Source organism: Pontibacter ummariensis (genome assembly GCF_900188175.1).
GTDB classification, from domain to species: Bacteria; Bacteroidota; Bacteroidia; order Cytophagales; family Hymenobacteraceae; genus Pontibacter; species Pontibacter ummariensis.
In genome coordinates this window covers 134489-154087 of record NZ_FZOQ01000011.1, presented here as the reverse complement: position 1 = coordinate 154087, position 19599 = coordinate 134489, and the positions used below count along the sequence as shown (strand labels likewise).

Here is a 19599-nt window from a genome sequence, read left to right as displayed (position 1 = left end):
AAAGTGGGCGCCTATGGAGAAGCCCCTTACCCAACACATTGTGCCTGGCCGCAAACCACTCGACTTGAAAGCGTACGAGAAAGTGGGCGGCTACCAGTCTGTGCGCAAGGTACTAAAGGAAATGACACCGACCGAGGTGCAGACGCTGGTAAAAAACTCGAACCTGCGCGGACGCGGCGGGGCCGGTTTCAGCACAGGGCTGAAGTGGAGCTTTGTGCCCATGGGGCCAGATGCAGCCACTCCGAAGTATCTGGTGGCCAATGCCGACGAGATGGAGCCTGGCACCTTCAAAGACCGCGTGCTGCTGGAAGGAAACCCACACCAGCTGATCGAAGGCATGATCGTGGCGGCCTATGCCATACAGGCCAGCATTTCCTACGTCTTTCTCCGCTGGGCTTACAAGCTGGCAGCGAAGGAGATAACACAGGCGATACAGGAGGCTTATGAGGCGGGCTATTTAGGCAAGAATATCTTAGGCTCCGGCTTCGACCTGGACATGCACCTGCACACGGGTGTCGGGCGCTACATGTGTGGGGAAGAAACGGCCCTGCTCAACGCCCTGGAAGGAAAACGAGCCAACCCAAGGGCTAAACCGCCTTTCCCACAGGTAAGCGGTCTTTTTGGCAAGCCCACTATTGTAAACAACGTGGAGACGCTCTGTAACCTGCCGCACATCATCAACAACGGTGCGGAGTGGTTCAAGAAACTGAGCCTGACAGAAGATGCCGGCACGAAGCTCTACGGGGTGAGCGGCCGCGTGAAAAAGCCTGGTTGCTGGGAACTGCCCATGGGTACCACCATACGTGAGATACTGGAGGACTATGCCGGCGGCATGCAGGATGGTTACCTGTTCAAGGGGTTATTACCTGGCGGTGCCTCTACAGACTTTCTGGTGGAAGAGCACCTGGACCTGCCCATGGACTATGGCTCCATACAGGCAGCAGGCAGCCGCATGGGTACCGGCACCATGATCATCCTGGACGACCAGACCTGCCCGGTCGGCTTTGTACACAACCTGCAGCACTTTTTTGCGCAGGAGTCCTGCGGTTTCTGTACCCCTTGCCGTGAAGGGCTGCCCTGGGTTGAGAAAATACTACTGGCCATTGACCGAGGCGAAGGCAAACCGGAACACCTGCTGACCCTTGATTTCCATACCAAATTTTTAGGCCCCGGTAATACCTTCTGTGCACTCGCACCCGGTGCCATGGAACCCCTGCAGAGCGCTCTGAAATACTTCAGAGAGGATTTTGAACGGCACATTCACGAACACCACTGTCCCTGGAGCATCGCATGGCAACCATCTATATAGATAACAAACCCTATGAAGTAAAAGCAGGCAAGAACCTGCTCGAAGCCTGCCTCTCCCTGGGCCTCGACCTCCCTTACTTTTGCTATCACCCCGCTATGGGTTCCATCGGTGCCTGCCGCCAGTGTGCTGTAAAAGTGTACAGAGATGAAAATGACACCAAGGGCAAGCTCTTTATGTCGTGCATGGAGCAGGTGCGCGACAACATGCGGGTATCCATTGCAGACATGGAGGCCAGGGAGTTCCGGGCACACGTCATCGGGTGGCTCATGACCAACCACCCCCACGACTGCGCGGTCTGCGACGAAGGCGGCTCCTGCCATCTGCAGGACATGACGGTGATGACGGGGCATAACTACCGTGCCTACCGCTTCGACAAGCGTACCTACATCAACCAATACCTCGGTCCCTTTCTAAATCATGAGATGAACCGCTGCATACAGTGCTACCGCTGCGTGCGCTACTATAAAGACTATGCCGGTGGCAAAGACCTGGACGTGTTTGCTGCCCATAACCATTTGTATTTCGGTCGTGCTGAAGACGGAGTGCTGGAAAGTGAGTTTAGCGGCAACCTGGCAGAAGTATGCCCGACGGGTGTTTTTACAGACAAAACACTAAAGCAGCACTATACCCGCAAGTGGGATCTGACCATGGCGCCATCCGTGTGCCATCACTGCAGCGTGGGCTGCAATACCATTGCAGGGGAACGCTATGGTACCTTGCGCAATATTACCAACCGGTATAATGGCGAGGTAAACGGTTACTTCCTATGTGACCGGGGCCGCTTTGGCTATGAGTTTGTAAACAGCGCCGCCCGTGTACGAAAACCACTGGTGCGCAGCCAGCTACCGGAGGCAAGCGACAAATACACAGCCTTGAAAGCTGCTTCCTCCGCCATAAAAGCGGGCCGTGTGATCGGCATTGGTTCGCCCCGTGCCTCCCTGGAGTCTAACTATGTACTGAAAAAGCTGGTGGGCGAGGATAACTTTCACCATGGAGTGTCTGACGTAGACCATGACCTGGTGGAGATGGCATTACATATTCTTAAAGAAGGCTCCGCCCGTACCCCTTCACTCCAAGAGGTAGAAAAAGCAGATTCGGTGTTTATCCTGGGTGAAGACCTGACCAACACAGCGCCTATGCTTGCGTTGGCCGTACGCCAGTCTGTTCGGCAGCAACCTTTGCTGGAGCAGGTTTCCAAAGCGAATATACCTGTTTGGCAGGATGCAGCCGTGCGGGAGCTCGTGCAGACAGAAAAAGGACCGCTCTTTATAGCACATTACACCACCTCTAAACTAGACGAGTTAGCCACCCAAACCTACTTCGACACACCGGATGCCATTGCCCGCCTGGGCTTTGCGGTAGCTAACTTCATCCATCCCGACTCGCCGGAGGTGCATGGGCTAACAGAAGAAGAACTGGGCCTGGCACAGCAGATCGCAAACGCACTGCTGGCTGCCCACAACCCACTGGTTATCTCCGGAACCTCTTCTGGTAACGAGCGGATCTTAAAGGCTGCAGCCAACATTGCCAACGCTTTAGCAGCGAGGGAAAAATCTGCAGTTATCAGCCTGGTTGTACCGGAGTGCAACAGCATGGGACTGGCCATGTTGGGCGGGCATAAACTGGAATCAGCTTTCGAGGCTGTGCTCAATGGCTACGCCGATACCGTTATTATACTCGAGAATGACCTGTACCGCCGGGCTAGTGCTGCTACGGTAACTGAATTTTTAGACAGTTGTAAGCAAATCCTCGTGCTGGACCACTTACACCATGCTACTACCGAAAAAGCAAACATTTTACTACCAGCAGCCCCTTTTTCTGAAGCGGACGGTACTCTTGTTAACAACGAAGGACGGGCACAGCGTTTCTTCCAGGTATACCCTACCCCGGAGGAGATACAGGAAAGCTGGCACTGGCTGGCGGAGCTCGGCACGATCATGGCCGACGAGCAGATCAGCAACTGGCAGGGCTATGATGATCTCGTGAAATCCATGGCGGAGGAAATTCCAGCGCTGCGGGGTGTCAAAAAGAACGCCCCCTCCTCTGATTTCCGTGTTGCCGGACAACGCATCCCACGGGCGCCCCACCGGTTCAGCGGGCGCACCGCTATGCATGCGGGCTTTAACGTCAGCGAACCGAAACCCCCAACCGACCCTGATTCGCCCCTTTCCTATACCATGGAGGGCTACCGCGGCCAACCCCCTTCATCCATGATCCCGTTCTTCTGGGCACCTGGCTGGAACTCGGTGCAGGCTACCAACAAATACCAGCAGGAAGTAGGCGGGCACCTGAAGGGCGGTGACCCGGGCGTACGCCTGATAGAACCTGCCGGCACAGCTGCTTACTCTTTGGCCGTGCCACAGAAGTTTGTTCCTTTAGGAGGGCACCTGTACATGCTACCGCTGCACCACATCTTTGGCTCCGAAGAGCTTAGCAACCAATCCCCTCCCATTATGGGGCGTATTCCGGCTCCCTATGTTGCCATCAACACAGCCGATGCCATCCGCATGAAGCTGGACGAGGGCGATCTATTAAGCTTCTCCATAGAAGGACAAGCCTACCAGTTACCAGTGAAAACAAGCCATACCATCCCGAGCGGCACTGCCGGTTTGCCAAATGGCTTACCTGGGGTACCTTTTGCCGAACTGCCTGCCTGGGCCATACTTAACAGAGACATAAAATGGAAGCAGCAACCCCAAACTACTTTCTGATCATCGGTGGCGTACTGTTCGTCATGCTTAACGTGGCAGCAGCACTCATCTGGGTAGAGCGGCGCCTGTTGGCCTTGTTCCAGGACCGCTATGGCCCGAACCGGGCAGGTCCCTTGGGGCTGCTCATCGTGGCAGCCGACTCGATAAAGCTGTTTTTTAAGCAGGACTGGATCCCTCCCTTTGCGGATAAGCCTGTGTTTGTGCTGGCGCCCGCCATTGTGGTCGTCACCGTGCTCATGAGTTTTGTGGTCATTCCGTTTGCGCCGGGCATCATCGTGGCCGACCTGAACATCGGTTTGCTGTTCTTCCTGGCGATGTCATCGATGGGCGCTTACAGCATCATTTTGGGTGGATGGGCCTCCAATAACAAGTACAGTTTATTGGGTGCCATGCGCGGGGCGGCCCAAATGATCTCTTACGAAGTGTTTATGGGGTTGGCGCTCATGGGCGTGGTGTTGCTTACAGGCTCTTTTAGCTTGGTAGATATCGTGGAGGCGCAGCGGGGACTGTGGTTCATTATACCGCAGATCGTGGGCTTTGTGATCTTCTTTATCGCGGGTATCGCCGAAACGCACCGCCTGCCTTTTGATATTCCGGAGGCAGAAAGTGAGCTGATCGCGGGTTTCCACTCCGAATACTCCGGCATGAAGTTCGGCATGTTCTTCATCGGCGAGTACATGGGCATCACCCTTATCTCCTGCATGATCGCGACGCTCTACTTCGGTGGCTGGTTGGGACCTGAGTTCCTGCCTCCTATCGTGTGGTTCATCCTGAAAACAGCCTTCTTCCTGATGATCTTCATTCTATTACGCGCCTCCATGCCCCGGCCCCGCTATGATCAACTGATGGAGTTCGGATGGAAAGTGCTACTGCCCCTGACGCTGCTGAATCTGGTAGTAACAGCTGGCGTGGTACTTTGGCTGAATGAGAATTGAGAAAGTTTAGAGTTGAGGGGTTAGGGGTGGTTGGACCCGGCACAGCGAAAGATGACAAAAGATTTAAGTAATAGCGGTAGCTGTCCCCTCAAGGGGACAGTCTTAAAACCATAAAACGAAAGGAGCAGCTATGTTTAGTTTGTTGCGCAGTATGTGGCTCACGTTTCTGCACGCATTTCATAAGCGGGAGACGATTCTGTACCCGGAAGAAAAACCCATTCTTCCCATACGGTGGCGGGGCCGCATTGTGCTGACGCGAGACCCCGATGGCGGCGAGCGCTGCGTGGCCTGCAACCTCTGTGCTGCTGCCTGCCCCGTGGACTGTATTGCCCTGCAAGCCACCGAAGATGAAACGGGCCGCCGCTACCCTGACTTCTTCCGCATCAATTTCTCGCGCTGCATCTTCTGCGGCTATTGCGAGGATGCCTGCCCTACCTACGCCATCCAGCTCATCCCTGATTTTGAGATGGGTGAGTACAACCGCCAGCACCTGGTGTATGAGAAAAAGGACCTGCTCATCAACAGCGAGGGCAAGTACCCCGGCTACAACTACTACAAAGTGGCGGGCATGGCCATTGGGGGCAAAGGCAAGGGTGAGGCCGAGAACGAAGCCCCCCCGGTAGACATTAAAAGCTTAATCCCCTAAGGCCATGGAACTAACATTTTATATCGCCGCGGCAGTCGCCATTTTATCCACGGTTATGGTGATCACGCGCTACAACATGATTCACGCCCTGCTCTACCTGGTGGTATCTTTTCTGGCTGTGGCCGTTGTTTTCTTCACGCTGGGCGCTCCTTTTATGGCAGCGCTGGAAGTGATCATTTATGCCGGGGCCATCGTGGTGCTCATCATCTTCGTGATCATGATGCTGAACATGACACAGGAAGACGTGCAGCGGGAAAAGGAGTGGTTACAGCCCGCTACCTGGGTCGGTCCCGCCATACTTTCGGCGGTGTTGCTGGCAGAACTGGTCTACATTGTAGTGGCCGCTGATACTCCTGCCGCAGGTGCCGTGGTAGCCGTAGACGCGAAGTTCGTTGGCCTGGCGCTCTTCGGGCCCTACATACTGGGCGTGCAACTAAGTGGTATCCTCTTAACGGCAGGTATTGTGGGGGCCTATCACCTGGGCCGGCAGAAGAAGAAAGTCATCCATCGCTTTTTACAGGAAAGGAGTGCCGCCGCATGAGTACTACTGTATCCATGGAAGCCGCCCTGTTGCTGGCAGGCATCCTTTTTATGCTGGGCCTGATCAGCGTGCTCATTCGCCGCAACATCATTTTCATGCTCATCTCGGTGGAGATCATGCTTAATGCCACTGGGCTGGCCTTTATAGTGGCTGGCACGCGCTGGGTACAGCCAGACGGGCAGATCATGTTCATCTTTATACTCACCATGGCGGCTGCCGAAGTGTCTGTAGGTCTGGCGCTCATACTGCAGATTTATCACCAGCTCAAGACACTCGACAGTGACGCGGCTAACTTTATGAAAGGATAAACGCTATGGAAAACCTACTTTGGCTGATACCCGCCCTGCCCTTTTTAGGCGCAACCCTGCTGGTCCTCTTCGGAACCCGTCTTTCTAAAACACTAGCCGCTGTGATAGGTGTGGGCAGTGTCGGTGTTTCAGCGCTTATCACGCTGCTGCTGGGCATCGGGTTCCTGTCTGCAAGGCCTGCCTTTTACCACCAGGAAGTGTGGCAGTGGTTTAGTGTGGCGGACTTTAACCCCTCCATTGCCTTCCACCTGGATGCGCTCTCGATGGTCTTTATTTTTGTGATCACTTTCGTGGGCTTTCTGATTCACCTGTACGCTACTGCCTATATGGCCGACGAGCCGGATTTCTCCCGCTTTTTTGCCTGCATGAACCTGTTTGTGGGCTCTATGCTGGTGCTGGTGATGGCAGATAACCTGCTGCTTTTGTACTTAGGCTGGGAAGGCGTGGGCCTGTGCAGCTACCTGCTCATCGGCTTTTGGTATAAAGAACCGGCAAACGGTTACGCTGCCCGTAAAGCCTTCATCATTACGCGGGTAGGCGACACGGCCATGGCGATCGGTCTCTTCATGCTCTTCCAGCTGTTCGGCACCCTGAACATCCAAACGATACTGGCGGAGGCTCCTGAAGCCTGGGCTGTTGGCTCACAGATGGCCGTAATCGTAGCACTGCTGCTACTCGGCGGGGCGGTGGGCAAATCTGGCCAACTACCACTGCAGACCTGGCTACCGGATGCCATGGCGGGTCCCACACCTGTTTCGGCACTCATACATGCTGCGACCATGGTCACAGCCGGTGTCTACCTGATTGCCCGCATGTACGTCGTTTTCGAGTTGGCACCAGTGGCCCAGCTGACCGTGGCAATTGTCGGAGCCGTTACGCTGCTCCTGGCCGGCTTCTCTGCTCTCACACAGTATGACCTGAAGCGTGTCCTGGCCTACTCTACCATCAGCCAGATCGGCTATATGTTCCTGGCCCTGGGTGTCGGCGCCTGGTCGGCAGGTATTTTCCACTTCATGATCCACGCTTTCTTTAAGGCACTGCTCTTCCTTTGTGCCGGGGCCATCATTCTGACCTTGCACCACGAGCAGGACATGCGCCAAATGGGCGGACTCCGCAAAAGTATGCCGGTGGTATTCTGGACCTTCCTGATCGGGGCAGCTTCGCTGGCGGCCTTGCCCCTTATTACGGCTGGCTTCTACAGCAAAGACCAGATCCTGTGGTACACGCTGGCCGGTCCCGGAGGAAATGTCTGGCTTTACGCGGCCGGACTGGCAGGGGCTTTTATCACGTCCATTTATACCTTCCGGATGGTGTTCATGACTTTCTACGGCGAGAGCAAAACGCATGTGTCGCACCCGCCAGGCAAGCGCATCACCGTTCCCCTGATCATCCTGGCTATCCTTTCCGTAGTAGGCGGTTTCATTGAACTGCCACACAACTTCGGGCATGTGGTGCTTTTTTCGGATCTGTTGGCGCCCGTGTTGCCGGGTATTACCGCTGGAAAGATCCTGGCAGCAAACGAGTGGTTGTTCCAGCTCCTTGCGGCGCTGTTTTCACTAGGTGGCGTCTTTGTTGCCTACCTCTTCTACCTCAAAAGCCCCTCTTTGTTGCGCAGCGTCAAGCGCTCCGGCACCGCCATGGCCCTGCATCGCTTCTGGCACACTGGCTGGGGCTTCGATGCACTATACAACACGCTGTTTGTGCAGCCTTACGTGTACCTTTCCAACATCAACAAACGTGATGTGATCGACAGCTTTTATACCGGGCTGGCCCGTGTGGCAGAGGGTTTCCACGTGATGTTCTCCCAAACACAAAACGGCATCCTGCGCAACTATGTCATGGGTATCGTGGTCGGTGCCATCATGATTCTAACCATAAGTTTACTCCTATGATCTTAGTCTGGCTGATCGTGATACTGATGGTCGGCGGTCTGCTGGCCTGGCTCTCCAAAAAGTGGCACCCGGTTCTGCCCCGTTGGATCGCCCTCTTCGCCGTACTGGCTGATCTGGGGCTTGCCCTTTACCTGTGGCTTCGTACGCCTGCCGCCACTCTTGGGGCTTCGCCCTGGCTTGTCCGGCTGGAGGTGCCCTGGATTCCGCAGTGGGGCGTCAACTTTATACTGGCGCTGGATGGGCTGAGCCTGCTGATGCTCCTGCTCTCTTTTTTTCTGGGGACTCTGGCTGTACTTATTTCGTGGCGGGAGATCAGGACTAAATCCGGCTTCTTCCACTTTAACCTGTTGTGGGTATTGGCGGGTATCACGGGTGTTTTCCTAACCATGGACCTGTTCCTGTTTTACTTCTTCTGGGAAGTGATGCTTATCCCGATGTACTTCTTGATCGGGGTATGGGGACATGCCAATCGCAACTATGCGGCCTATAAGTTCTTCATCTTCACCCAGGCCAGCGGACTGCTCATGCTCCTGGCCATCCTGGGTTTATACTTTATCCATGGCAGCCAAACAGGTATTTATACCTTCAATTATTTTGAATTACTGGATACCGCCCTGGCACCTGTCGCCGCTCGCTTGCTGATGTTCGGCTTTCTGGCTGCCTTTTTAGTCAAGCTGCCGGTGGTGCCCTTCCATTCCTGGCTCCCCGATGCCCACTCGGAGGCCCCCACGGCGGGCAGTGTGATTCTGGCCGGGCTGCTCCTCAAAACCGGAGCCTACGGGCTGCTCCGCTTCGTGCTGCCACTGTTCCCGACGGCTGCCGTTGAGTTTGCTCCCTGGGCCATGCTCTTGGGTGTGATCGGAATTATTTACGGGGCCATCCTGGCCTTCTCGCAAACCGATCTGAAGCGGCTGGTGGCTTACACCAGTGTGAGTCATATGGGCTTTATTATCCTGGGAGTGTTTGCCTTCAACGAATGGGCCTTGCAGGGTATAGTGATGCAGATGATCGCTCATGGTCTTAGCACAGGAGCCCTTTTCATTATCGCAGGCTTCCTATACGAGCGCCTGCACACCCGCGATATTCAACTGATGGGTGGCTTTTGGTCCAAGGCGCCAAAGATGGGCGTCATCGCGCTGATCTTCGTGATGGCTTCGCTGGGCTTGCCGGGACTGGGTAACTTTATAGCGGAGTTTTTAACACTGGTCGGATCCTGGCAGGCCAACAACTGGCTTACGGTTTTTGCCACCATCGGGCTGGTGATGGCGACTGTTTACTCGCTGCGCATCATGCAAAAAGTCTTCTTCGAGCCAGCGCCTATGGAACAAGCGCTGCCAGACCTGACTTCCCGGGAAATGCTGATTGCCACCCCTATGGTGCTGATGATTCTCTGGCTTGGCCTGTACCCGCAGCCTGTACTGGATACGGCCAGGCCCTCCATCAAGCAACAGCTACAGGCATACCAGCCGGCTAGCTTAGAAGAAAAAAGCCTAGTCGCTGTTCCTATTGCCCCCCCGGCCGTGCAGGTACAGTTAGGGGATACCGTTCATTTCTACAAAACAAGAGGAGGTACTCATGAGCCAAAATGATTTTCTTCACCTGATGCCGCTGCTGATCCTGACCTTCGCAGCCCTCCTGATCATGCTGGTGATCGCCGCGTGGCGTAACCATAAGCTTATTTATGTCATCACGGCTGTTTCTTTTGTAGCTGCTTTTCTGTCGCTGTTTGAGCTGCGGGGGGTGGTGTCTTATGCCATAGAGCCCTTGCTCGTGATTGATGGCTTTGCCCTATTTTACATAGGATTGATCCTGGCTACAGCGCTGCTCATCAGCATGCTATCCTATGCCTACTTCGAGCAGCAGAAAGAGCAGAAAGAAGAGTATTATATTCTGCTGACCCTGGCTACGCTGGGTGCCTGTGTACTGGTGGTCAGCACCCACTTTGCCTCCTTGTTCCTGGGCCTGGAAGTGTTAAGCGTGTCCTTGTATGCGCTGGTGTCCTATCTCAGAGTGCGAGAGCGCTCCGACGAGGCCGGCATCAAATACCTGATATTAGCCGCCTTCTCCTCCGCTTTTCTCCTGTTCGGGATGGCCTTGGTTTACTTCAGTACGGGTACCATGACTTTTGCAGGAATTGCCACCGCCATGGCCACCCTTCCTGAGTTACCGCTCCTGCTACTCACGGGCTTCGGCATGATGATCATTGGCATCGGCTTTAAACTGAGCGTGGTACCTTTCCATATGTGGACGCCAGACGTCTACGAAGGGGCACCGGCCCCTGTCACGGCTTTTGTGGCAACCGTATCTAAAGGGGGCGTGCTAGGTTTGTTGATCCGCTTTTTTATGGAGGTGGAGGGCTTTCGCTATCCTACGCTCATGCTTATCTTCACGATCGTGGCCATCGCCTCGATGTTTGCCGGTAACCTGCTCGCGCTGATGCAGCAAAATGTAAAACGCATCCTCGCCTACTCCTCCATTTCCCACCTGGGCTACCTGCTGGTGGCTTTCCTGGCTGGCAACCGGATCGGGATGGAGGCCGTGACGTTCTACCTGGTGGCTTACTTTATTACCACAGTGGGTGCTTTTGGTACCGTGGCCTTGCTTTCTGGGGAGGCGCGTGACGCAGAGCAATTAGAAGATTACCGGGGGCTGCTCTGGCGCCGCCCCTGGACAGCTACTGTCTTTACCGCTATGCTCCTTTCGCTGGCAGGTATTCCCCTCACAGCTGGCTTTGTGGGAAAATTCTATGTGCTGGCGGCAGGCGTAAACACCCAGCAATGGCTACTGGTGGTGATGCTTGTGCTAAACAGTGTGATTGGCCTATATTATTACATTAAAATTATTGCCGTAATGTATCAGCAGCCGGATACAGAAAGAGAGCCACAGCAGAGGCAGCGTCCTTCTGTTTATGTGGCTAGTGTGGGCACCTTAGCTGTATTGGCCATACTACTGGTATTGGTAGGGGTTTACCCGACTGCACTCGTGCAGCTTATCCAGGACATGCTCTATAACATGCCTGCTGTCGTGGCGCGTTAAGGCTACCACCTTTACAACCTCCTCTCCTTGATCTAAGTATCTGCACTATACAAGCTGTTCATCCTATGTTGTCTTAGGTAGCAGTTAGCAGGAGGTGTGTATGATAAGAGGGGACATTCTTTTGAAGGTGCTGTTACTGTTGCTTTTACCTTTTGCGGGATTAGGGCAGGGCAGAACGTGGGAAATAGCTGTAGCAGGCGGGACCGTGCATAACTTCCGGACACCTCTGCTCATCGAGCAGCACTATGCTGATAATATTGAACTAGATGCAAAGTACCGTACAGAGCCGTTCAGTCCGCCGGTTTACTATGACGTGCGGGTAAGCACCTGGCAGGATGAAAAAGGCTGGGAACTGAAGTTTACCCACCATAAGCTTATCCTCGACAACCTGCCGCCGGAGGTACAACGCTTTTCCATTACAGAAGGCTTTAACCTGCTTACGCTGATCTGTGCCTGGTCCTTCAAAGGCTTTGCCTGGTCCGTAGGGGGTGGCATCGTGATCACGCATCCCGAATCTACCATACGCCAGCAACTTTACCCCGAAAACAAAGGCATCTTTAACGCCGGCTACTACATCTCCGGCCCCACTCTAGAAGCTGCTATGGCAAAGCGGTATTATTTTGCTGACAGGTGGTTTATACTGGGAGAAGGCCGGGTGACAGCTTCTTATGTTGGGGTTCCGGTCGCAAACGGGGAGGCCAAAGTGAGCAACATAGCCTTGCATGGTTTGCTCGGCGTGGGGATAAAGATCGTTAATTAAATAAGCCTGGCTTTCTTTAACGCGCCATCGTCACAGGCTCCTGCGCATACGGAATTCCTCTCCTTTGCAGCTTAAGATACTTTTGCGGAATGGCTTCCCAACTTAACCGTATGCGCAAGCGAAAAAAGCTTATCCTTCTTGCCCTTACCTAACGATTGGCGGAATGGTATTAGGTTAAACGTTAAAGCGCCTCCTTACTTTTAAATTGAGCCCTAAACAGCTATCTCCAGGTGGTTGTAAGCCTCTACCACGTACAGGTTAAAGATTTCCTATAGCCTTCGGTCATCTGGTTTGTTTATCAACAGCAGTAGTTTCTGGCTGTTTATCTGGCTGATGCTATCCTTTATGATGTTATCCAGCCGTACCGCAGCGTCCTGGTACAAATAAGAACTCGTCAGGGAACAACTTAAAGTCATAGAAGGAATCAGGAACTATATCCTTCAAAGCATTCGTATCCACTCAAAAAAGAGTACAGTGGTTAGCAGCACCATTTAGGTATTGCCCGTAGCAGCGTATTCTATTATAGCCTTTTTTGATCCTGAAGGTAAGACAAGGCTAGTACTAAAAGCGTTGTATCAGGCGTAATACTTTTTTGGTGTTGACTGCTACACTTTTATTGATCAGGTCAGCTCCTCTTGTAAAAAGCAAGACGTGCACAGGCCATCTGTCAGACAGACAGCTTGTGCACGTCTTGCTCACAAAGCTCGGGTTCATAAAAGGCAAGGTGCGCCATGTTTCGCGAAACATGGCAGCCAACGCTTACCAATAATGATCATGAAACTTCCTGGGCGGCTTTTTCCGGCGGTATAACCTGTACACCAGGTAAGATACCCCTGAAAACGCCATCACCAGTCCTACAATCAGTGCTTCTTGCATAGCATACCTGTTTTTAACCCTACTTCAGTACCATTTGCCCAGATGCCATCTCTTACTGCGTTGCAGTAGTTTTCTTCAGGTCTTCCTGAAACTTCTTCAGTTGGGCGTCTATCTGCTGCTTGTCTCCTACCACCACCAGGGTCATGTCCTCGGGGCGTATGTATTTTTCAGTAATGGAGCGTACCTGCTCAGGGGTGACCGCATAAATGTTCTGTACCTGATTCGTTAGATAGCTATCGGGCAGGTCGTGCAAGTCCAGAAAATTTAACTGGCTGATGATGCCGCCCGGGGTGGAGTTACGAAGCACAAACAGGCCTGCCTCATAGTTCTGTATGCCTTCCAGCTCTTCGGCTGCGGGAGCCTCCTTGCTCAGCCGGTTGATCTCATACACGATTTCGTTCAGGGAGTTACCCGTATGCTCGGTGGTCACATCGGCCTGTTCCGCCCATTCCGCTACTTTGTAACGGGGGTTAATATAACTGCGGGGGGAATAGGTGTAGCCCTTGTCTTCGCGTATGTTACGAGTAATGCGGGACCCAAAGGAACCACCCAACAGGGAGTTGGCCACCTGGAGCTTCATATAGTCCGGATCAGAGACAGGCACCACGGGCAAGCCAAACACGATGGTGGATTGCGGGGCTCCGGGCCGGTCCAGCACGAGCATCTCCCCCTTCGTAACAGGCTGGGCAACCGGTATCCTAGGGGCCGGCCCTCTTTCCCAGTCGCTGAGCGACGAAGTAATGGCCTCCTTCATTTTGGATTCATCAAACTTACCGGCTACGTACACATGGGTCCGCTGGGCCCCGAACTGGTTTTGGTAGAAATCCTTTACCTCTTCTAAAGAGTAAGAATCGACCTGCTCATCGGTCGGCAACTCACGGCCATAAGGATGGTTCGGATACAGGGTAGCTCTGAACTTCTCACTTGCCTGCGTACCGGGCTGGGCACGTGCCAAGTTCATCTGCCGCTTAAAGTCGTTCTTAACGCGCTCCAGCTCCGATGCCGGGAAAGCCGGATTCTCCAGCACGTCGGCCATCAGGGCAATCAGTTCCGGTCCGTACTCTGTCAGGGCCTCGCCTGATATCACCGTCTGGTTCGGGCCTACCCCCACATTCAGGTAGCCTCCCATCCGGGCTACCTCCTGGGCAATTTGCTTGGCACTACGGGTAGCGGTTCCCTCCTCCATCAGCCTGCCGACAATGTCTGCCAGACCATTCTGATCCGGCCCCTCGTGCACGTTGGCGGCCTCTACCACCATGCTCACCGTTACCTTGGGCACTTCTCCATAGGGTACCAGGGTTGCCTCCAGGCCGTTCGGCAGGGTAAACTCTTGTTTCGCTGGTAAAGTAAAGTCTTTCGGCTCACCTCCCGGCGGCGGTGTCTGTTTTTGTGCTACGGCTGTTGACGCACCAAAGGCTAGCAGCGCACTCATTGAAATAGAAAATAGCTTATTCATCGTCATGTTTTTAGATCTGTGCCTGTGGATTTACAACTAAAACGGTACGGTTGGTAGGCCGCAGGTACTCCCGTATGGTCTTCTGCAGCAGCTCAGGCGTTACTTTCTTAAACTCTTCTTCCAGCGCGTTAATGCGGGCCGGATCATCGTCAAACAAGGCGAAGCTTGCCAGCAGGTCGGCCTTACCGAAACCGTACATCTGACTTACCTGGTCGTAGAGCGAGGAGCGCATTTTGACCAGGGCCAGGTCTAGGAGTTCCTGGTCGATCCCCTCTTCCTGCAATCGCTGGACCTCCTCGTCCAATACCGCCACAATAGAGTCGGCCGACACGTTTTTGTCGTGCACGAGGCTGCCCATCCAGAGCATGGGGCCGTTGTAGTTGAACATGTTACCCAGATCCGAGTTAATGCCGCCACCCACTGAACCGGTATAACCACGGTCCTGCACCAGCGCCTGGTACAGGCGGCTATCGTTGCCCTGTAGCAGGATCTGATCCAGCAGTCCCATGGCATAATACTCGGGGGTGTTCCGCTCCGGCATGTGGTAGGCAAAAGCCAACGCCGGGCGGGTAGCCAGCTTGTCGTCTTTCGTAAAGCGCTGTTCCTTTTCCTGCCGTGGCTCCGACAGGTCTGGCTTGGGCGGCACCGGGGAAGAAGGAATATCCTCGAAATACTCCTGTATCCACTCCTTCGCCTCCTCCGGCTCAAAGTCGCCCACTACCACCAGGGCGGCATTGTTCGGTGAGTAATAGGTCTCGAAAAAGGACTTCACATCCTCCAGCGTAGCGGCATCCAGGTCCTCTAGGTCGCCATAAAAGTTATGGGCGTTGTACCAGTTCTTATTCGCGTACTGCGGCATGTCGAGCCAGGGGAAACCGCCATAAGGCTGGTTGAGGACGTTCACCTTCACTTCGTTTTTCACCACCCCCTGCTGGTTAGTTAGGTTGTCTTGCGTGATCTTGAGTCCTTTCATTCGGTCTGCCTCGGCCCAGAGCACGGTTTCGAGCTTATTCGCTGGCACAATTTCGAAGTAGTTGGTAAAGTCGAAGCGGGTGCTGCCGTTCAACACGCCGCCGTTTTTCTGCACCAGTTCTATAAACTCCATCTTGCCCAGGTTCTCCGAGCCCTGGAACATCATGTGCTCGAACAGGTGCGCAAAACCTGTACGGTCTTTCGGTTCATTCCGGAAGCCAATGTTGTAGTACACGGCAACGGTGGCGATGGGGGCTGTCTCATCCGGCGACAACACCACCTTCAGGCCGTTATCCAATGTATAATACTCCACCGGCACCTCATATTCCGCCTCTTCTTCAGTCGTTACCGGTGCACTCACCGGAGCTGCTTCAGCGGTTGCCTTGCCTGTATCCGGAATGGTGGCTCTGGGGCTACAGGAGGTGAAGGCCAGTACCATCCCCAGCACCACAGACCAGGAACTGTGCCTAAGCAGATACAAATGTGCTCGTTTTATCGTCATGCTTAACTGATGTTTAATGTTTTAACATATTAAACTAGAATATATAGCCTTATACGACGCCACTCCCAAATCATATAACAATGCTACTTATATATTTAACTTTACCCATTGCCTGCCTGCTTTTAGAGCCCGTAGTCCCGTAAAACAGCCCTTTTTTCACTATGCCAAGCGGAAAGATTTCCTGCTGTTGACCTAACCCTGTTCCCAAAGTACGGGTCTTTTTAAAGAGCGAGCGGCCGGGCAACTGTCAACTTTCCTGGGGGACACTGCTAGTTGCTACAGGAGGAGGCATAACTGAGGCAGGCTTATGTGACTAACGTCACTGAACGCAGCGTGCTGAAGCCGTACTTTTGTATAAAGACTTGTAAGTCCTGCAGGACTTGCCGTATAAAAAAGAGATAAACCTAGAAAAATGAAATTACAGCAGTTTGAAGACAAAGGCTTAGCGCAGTACGGGTACGCTATCTTAAGTGAAGGTACGGGTGAGGTGGTCCTGATCGACCCGGCACGAGACCCGCAGCCCTACTATGAGTTTGCCGAAGCCCACCAGGCTAGGATCATAGCTGTCATTGAAACGCACCCGCATGCTGATTTTGTAAGTTCTCACCTGGAGATACACGAAAAGACGGGTGCCACGATTTATGCCCATAGCTTGGTGGGAGCCGACTACCCCCATCACAGCTTTGACGAAGGGGCCGAACTGCCAATGGGTGATATAAAGCTGAAGTCGCTGCACACGCCCGGCCACTCCCCGGATGGCATCAGCATTGTGCTGGAACACGAAGGCCAGGACAAAGCGGTATTTACGGGCGACACTCTGTTTATAGGCGATGTCGGGCGCCCGGACCTGCGCGAGAAGGCAGGTAGCATTACCGCAAAGCGGGAGGAGCTGGCGCGACAGCTGTACCACAGTACCCGCGAAAAGCTGATGCAGCTCGCGGATGACGTAATTGTATACCCGGCGCATGGAGCAGGCACCTTATGTGGGAAATCGCTCAGCGAGGCCAACAGCAGCACGATGGGGGCAGAAAAAGCCGGGAACTACGCTTTGCAGCAGATGAGCGAAGCGGATTTTGTGCAGCTAATCACCGAAGACCAGCCTTTTATACCGAAGTACTTCGGCTATGATGTGGCTTTGAATAAAAAGGGCGCCCCGGCTTACCGGACAAGCATACAGGAGGTGCCGTGGCTGGAGAAAAACTTTAGGCCGGAGGCGGGCAGCCTCATCGTAGATGCACGCAAGGAGAAAACCTTCAAGCAAGGGCACTACGAAGGTGCGATCAACATCCAAAACGGCGGTAAGTTCGAAACCTGGCTGGGAAGCATCATAGCACCGGAGGAACGTTTCTACCTGATAGCGGAAAGCGAAGAAGCGCTTCAGGAAGTCGTTGCGAAAGCAGCCAAGATCGGCTATGAGCAGTTGATCAAAGGTGCTTTCGTGTTCGATGGTCGGGAGGCACCTACCTCTTCTCCTGTGTTTGGCGTAGAGGAGTTAGGCAAAAACGCGGAAGCCTATACCATTGTGGACGTCCGCAATTCATCTGAAACCAAAGCGCAGAAAATATTTGAACATGCCCTGAACATCCCACTCCCGGAACTGCGGGAACGGGCAAAGGAAGTTCCTGCCGATAAACCTGTAATAGTGCACTGCGCAGGAGGCTACCGCTCCGCCGCCGGAAGCAGTATCCTGGAAGCAGCCTTGCCCCAAACCCAGGTACTCGACTTAAGCGAAGCAATCACCGAGTTTAGAAACGGTGCTCATAGCTAAGAATAGCTTCCTGCATCACAGCGAAAAAGCCTTTGCCAGGTGCACGAATGTTCCATTTATTTGTTGCTGGTGCCTTCAGCAAGTAAGGGGCCTTTGCTTAGGAGGGTCTTGGTTCTTTTCTTCTTTCCTCCTTTTACAAGGAGGGTGCCGAAGGCGGGATGGCAAACTTCTTTCCGTAGGTCCTACCCCACCAAGGAAGATTGTGGCCCTGCCGGCGAGGCGAAAAGAGCCTGAACAGGCCATTTAATTGCACAGCTTAACCAAATGTAAGGTAACTTTAATGATCAATACCTTCAGTACCATCACACGAACGAAACAGCCGAATGACCTTTAAGGAGCCTCATGGATAATTTATCGAAAGAAGATATTAAAAAGCAGTTCCCCCAGCTCGAAGGGCCCCTCCTGGATGACCTGCTACAGGAGAGTACCGTTCGCAGCTTTTCGGAAGGGGAACAGGTCATCCGTACAGGGCAGTACCTGCGCTCCTCCCTCCTGCTGCTCAGCGGCCTGCTGAAAATTTACCGGGAAGATGAGGAAGGCAATGAGTTTTTGATGTACTACCTGGAGCCCGGGAACGCCTGTGCCCTTTCCATGATGTGCTCTGTCCGAAATGAGAAGAGCCAGATCATGGCGAAGGCTGTGCAGGACTCTGAGGTGATGCTAGTGCCGCAGCACCTGACAGAGCAGTGGCTCGCAAAATATAAAAGCTGGCACAGCTTCGTGATCGGCTCTTACCGGCAGCGCTTTGAGGAACTGCTACTGACGCTGGATAGCATCGCGTTTAAGGCCATGGACGAGCGGCTGGTATTCTACCTGCGCCGCCACCAGGAAAGGCTGGGCCAGGAAGTGCGCCTTTCCCATCAGCAGATTGCTGATGACCTGAACAGCTCCCGTGAAGTGATCTCCCGCCTGCTCAAAAAACTGGAGCAACAAGGAGCCCTGGTGCTTCACCGCAGTTTTCTGGAGATCAAAAACCTGGACATACTGTGAGCAAATCAACTCATGTGATACTTGTCACTGACAGCGCTACATATGCGCCCTACCTTTGCACCAGTTTAAGTTTAAAGGAACTCGTATGGAAGTTTTAGGATACCTGGCCGCTGTGCTCATCGGGCTCTCACTGGGGCTAACAGGGAGTGGCGGCTCTATACTGACGGTGCCCATCCTGGTGTATCTCATGCGGCTTAGCCCGGTGATCTCGACAGCCTACTCCCTCTTTGTGGTGGGGCTAACCAGCATGGTGGGCAGCGTCAGCTTTTACCGCAGGGGCCTCGTCAACTTTAAAACGGCGGTTCTCTTTGGGGCTCCTTCGCTGCTGACCGTGTTCCTGACCCGGCTTTACATCGTGCCGGCCATACCGGAGCACGTCGTAACGCTGCTTGGCCTGCAGGTAACCAAAGACATGCTGTTGATGGTAGTGTTCGCCATCCTGATGGTGGCCGCTTCTTTTAGCATGATCCGCAAGAGCAACTACCATTCAGCTACCACAACGGGTGAGGCTACAGAAAACAATTACCTGCTGGTGTTGTTACAAGGGGCTGGTGTGGGTTTTGTTTCCGGGCTGGTAGGCGCCGGAGGAGGCTTCCTGATCATTCCGGCACTGGTGCTCTTCACGGGTCTGGATATGAAGATGGCCGTAGGCACTTCGCTCTTTATCATTGCAGCCAACTCGCTGTTAGGTTTTGTGGGGGATATCTTCAACTACGACATCAACTGGGTGTTTCTGCTAACCTTCTCAACCATCTCAGTGCTCGGTATCTTTATAGGCTCTGCGCTGTCCACACGCATTAGAGGGGAGAAACTGAAACGGGGCTTTGGCTGGTTTGTGCTGGCGATGGGCGTTTATATTTTAATTCAGGAAACAATACTTTAAGAGTACAGGCCCTT

The 19599-nt window shown here is 53.7% G+C and carries 15 protein-coding genes; 13 read left to right on the top strand and 2 right to left on the bottom strand.

All coding sequences use genetic code 11. The features are described 5' to 3' along the window. The first annotated feature begins 13 nt into the window (after positions 1-13). From nuoF to CHB92_RS13090, 10 genes are all read left to right on the top strand, one after another. Entirely contained in the window at positions 14-1309 is a 1296-nt protein-coding gene (gene nuoF, locus CHB92_RS13135; protein ID WP_089319679.1) for an NADH-quinone oxidoreductase subunit NuoF, read from the top strand. Further along, positions 1291-4020 (top strand): NADH-quinone oxidoreductase subunit NuoG, encoded by a 2730-nt coding sequence (nuoG, locus tag CHB92_RS13130; protein ID WP_089319678.1) that lies wholly within the window; start codon positions 1291-1293, stop codon positions 4018-4020. The genes nuoF and nuoG overlap by 19 nt, the downstream gene beginning before the upstream one ends. Continuing rightward, positions 3990-4955, top strand: coding sequence for an NADH-quinone oxidoreductase subunit NuoH (gene nuoH, locus CHB92_RS13125; protein ID WP_089319677.1), 966 nt, complete (start codon positions 3990-3992; stop codon positions 4953-4955). The genes nuoG and nuoH overlap by 31 nt, the downstream gene beginning before the upstream one ends. 130 nt (positions 4956-5085) lie before the next feature. Then, the gene (nuoI, locus tag CHB92_RS13120; RefSeq protein WP_089319676.1) at positions 5086-5601 is read left to right on the top strand and encodes an NADH-quinone oxidoreductase subunit NuoI; all 516 of its coding nucleotides are present in this window, start codon (positions 5086-5088) and stop codon (positions 5599-5601) included. Between the two features lie 4 nt (positions 5602-5605). Further along, entirely contained in the window at positions 5606-6142 is a 537-nt protein-coding gene (gene nuoJ, locus CHB92_RS13115) for an NADH-quinone oxidoreductase subunit J (protein ID WP_089319675.1), read from the top strand. After that, positions 6139-6450, top strand: a complete 312-nt coding sequence (gene nuoK / locus CHB92_RS13110; RefSeq protein ID WP_179223039.1) for an NADH-quinone oxidoreductase subunit NuoK — start codon at positions 6139-6141, stop codon at positions 6448-6450. The genes nuoJ and nuoK overlap by 4 nt, the downstream gene beginning before the upstream one ends. A 5-nt stretch (positions 6451-6455) precedes the next feature. Then, positions 6456-8342 (top strand): NADH-quinone oxidoreductase subunit L, encoded by a 1887-nt coding sequence (gene nuoL / locus CHB92_RS13105; protein ID WP_089319674.1) that lies wholly within the window; start codon positions 6456-6458, stop codon positions 8340-8342. Continuing rightward, positions 8339-9931, top strand: coding sequence for an NADH-quinone oxidoreductase subunit M (gene nuoM, locus CHB92_RS13100; RefSeq protein ID WP_089319673.1), 1593 nt, complete (start codon positions 8339-8341; stop codon positions 9929-9931). The genes nuoL and nuoM overlap by 4 nt, the downstream gene beginning before the upstream one ends. Further along, positions 9918-11378: an NADH-quinone oxidoreductase subunit N gene (locus CHB92_RS13095; RefSeq protein ID WP_089319672.1), complete on the top strand. Its 1461-nt coding sequence runs from the start codon at positions 9918-9920 to the stop codon at positions 11376-11378. Before nuoM ends, CHB92_RS13095 begins: the two co-directional genes overlap by 14 nt. Positions 11379-11478: 100 nt before the next feature. Continuing rightward, on the top strand, positions 11479-12138 hold the full coding sequence (locus CHB92_RS13090; protein WP_089319671.1) for a hypothetical protein: 660 nt from the start codon (positions 11479-11481) through the stop codon (positions 12136-12138). A gap of 928 nt (positions 12139-13066) precedes the next feature. On the opposite strand, the gene CHB92_RS13085 is transcribed toward CHB92_RS13090, so the two are convergent. Together CHB92_RS13085 and CHB92_RS13080 are read right to left on the bottom strand one after the other, a co-directional pair. Next, the gene (locus CHB92_RS13085) at positions 13067-14470 is read right to left on the bottom strand and encodes a M16 family metallopeptidase (protein ID WP_089319670.1); all 1404 of its coding nucleotides are present in this window, start codon (positions 14468-14470) and stop codon (positions 13067-13069) included. Positions 14471-14480: 10 nt separating this feature from the next. Next, positions 14481-15944 (bottom strand): M16 family metallopeptidase, encoded by a 1464-nt coding sequence (locus CHB92_RS13080; RefSeq protein ID WP_245842555.1) that lies wholly within the window; start codon positions 15942-15944, stop codon positions 14481-14483. A 412-nt stretch (positions 15945-16356) separates the two neighbouring features. Here CHB92_RS13080 and CHB92_RS13075 point away from each other — a divergent pair, with 412 nt between their 5' ends. The 3 genes from CHB92_RS13075 to CHB92_RS13065 all read left to right on the top strand — a co-directional run bounded on the left by CHB92_RS13075 (position 16357) and on the right by CHB92_RS13065 (position 19585). Further along, positions 16357-17712 carry an MBL fold metallo-hydrolase gene (locus tag CHB92_RS13075; protein WP_089319669.1) on the top strand — a complete coding sequence of 452 codons (1356 nt, stop codon included), beginning with the start codon at positions 16357-16359 and terminating at the stop codon, positions 17710-17712. A gap of 342 nt (positions 17713-18054) precedes the next feature. Next, positions 18055-18702, top strand: coding sequence for a Crp/Fnr family transcriptional regulator (locus CHB92_RS13070; RefSeq protein WP_089319668.1), 648 nt, complete (start codon positions 18055-18057; stop codon positions 18700-18702). Between the two features lie 85 nt (positions 18703-18787). After that, positions 18788-19585 carry a sulfite exporter TauE/SafE family protein gene (locus CHB92_RS13065; protein WP_089319667.1) on the top strand — a complete coding sequence of 266 codons (798 nt, stop codon included), beginning with the start codon at positions 18788-18790 and terminating at the stop codon, positions 19583-19585. Positions 19586-19599 lie beyond the last annotated feature (14 nt).

Excerpts from the sequence above, each read along its gene's own strand:
- CHB92_RS13085 (WP_089319670.1), bottom strand. The coding sequence starts at position 14,470 with ATGAATAAGCTATTTTCTATTTCAATGAGTGCGCTGCTAGCCTTTGGT.
- nuoJ (WP_089319675.1), top strand. The coding sequence starts at position 5,606 with ATGGAACTAACATTTTATATCGCCGCGGCAGTCGCCATTTTATCCACG.
- CHB92_RS13075 (WP_089319669.1), top strand. The coding sequence starts at position 16,357 with ATGAAATTACAGCAGTTTGAAGACAAAGGCTTAGCGCAGTACGGGTAC.
- CHB92_RS13080 (WP_245842555.1), bottom strand. The coding sequence starts at position 15,944 with ATGACGATAAAACGAGCACATTTGTATCTGCTTAGGCACAGTTCCTGG.
- nuoI (WP_089319676.1), top strand. The coding sequence starts at position 5,086 with ATGTTTAGTTTGTTGCGCAGTATGTGGCTCACGTTTCTGCACGCATTT.
- nuoH (WP_089319677.1), top strand. The coding sequence starts at position 3,990 with ATGGAAGCAGCAACCCCAAACTACTTTCTGATCATCGGTGGCGTACTG.
- CHB92_RS13070 (WP_089319668.1), top strand. The coding sequence starts at position 18,055 with ATGGATAATTTATCGAAAGAAGATATTAAAAAGCAGTTCCCCCAGCTC.
- CHB92_RS13095 (WP_089319672.1), top strand. The coding sequence starts at position 9,918 with ATGAGCCAAAATGATTTTCTTCACCTGATGCCGCTGCTGATCCTGACC.
- CHB92_RS13090 (WP_089319671.1), top strand. The coding sequence starts at position 11,479 with ATGATAAGAGGGGACATTCTTTTGAAGGTGCTGTTACTGTTGCTTTTA.
- CHB92_RS13065 (WP_089319667.1), top strand. The coding sequence starts at position 18,788 with ATGGAAGTTTTAGGATACCTGGCCGCTGTGCTCATCGGGCTCTCACTG.
- nuoL (WP_089319674.1), top strand. The coding sequence starts at position 6,456 with ATGGAAAACCTACTTTGGCTGATACCCGCCCTGCCCTTTTTAGGCGCA.
- nuoF (WP_089319679.1), top strand. The coding sequence starts at position 14 with ATGGAGAAGCCCCTTACCCAACACATTGTGCCTGGCCGCAAACCACTC.
- nuoM (WP_089319673.1), top strand. The coding sequence starts at position 8,339 with ATGATCTTAGTCTGGCTGATCGTGATACTGATGGTCGGCGGTCTGCTG.
- nuoK (WP_179223039.1), top strand. The coding sequence starts at position 6,139 with ATGAGTACTACTGTATCCATGGAAGCCGCCCTGTTGCTGGCAGGCATC.
- nuoG (WP_089319678.1), top strand. The coding sequence starts at position 1,291 with ATGGCAACCATCTATATAGATAACAAACCCTATGAAGTAAAAGCAGGC.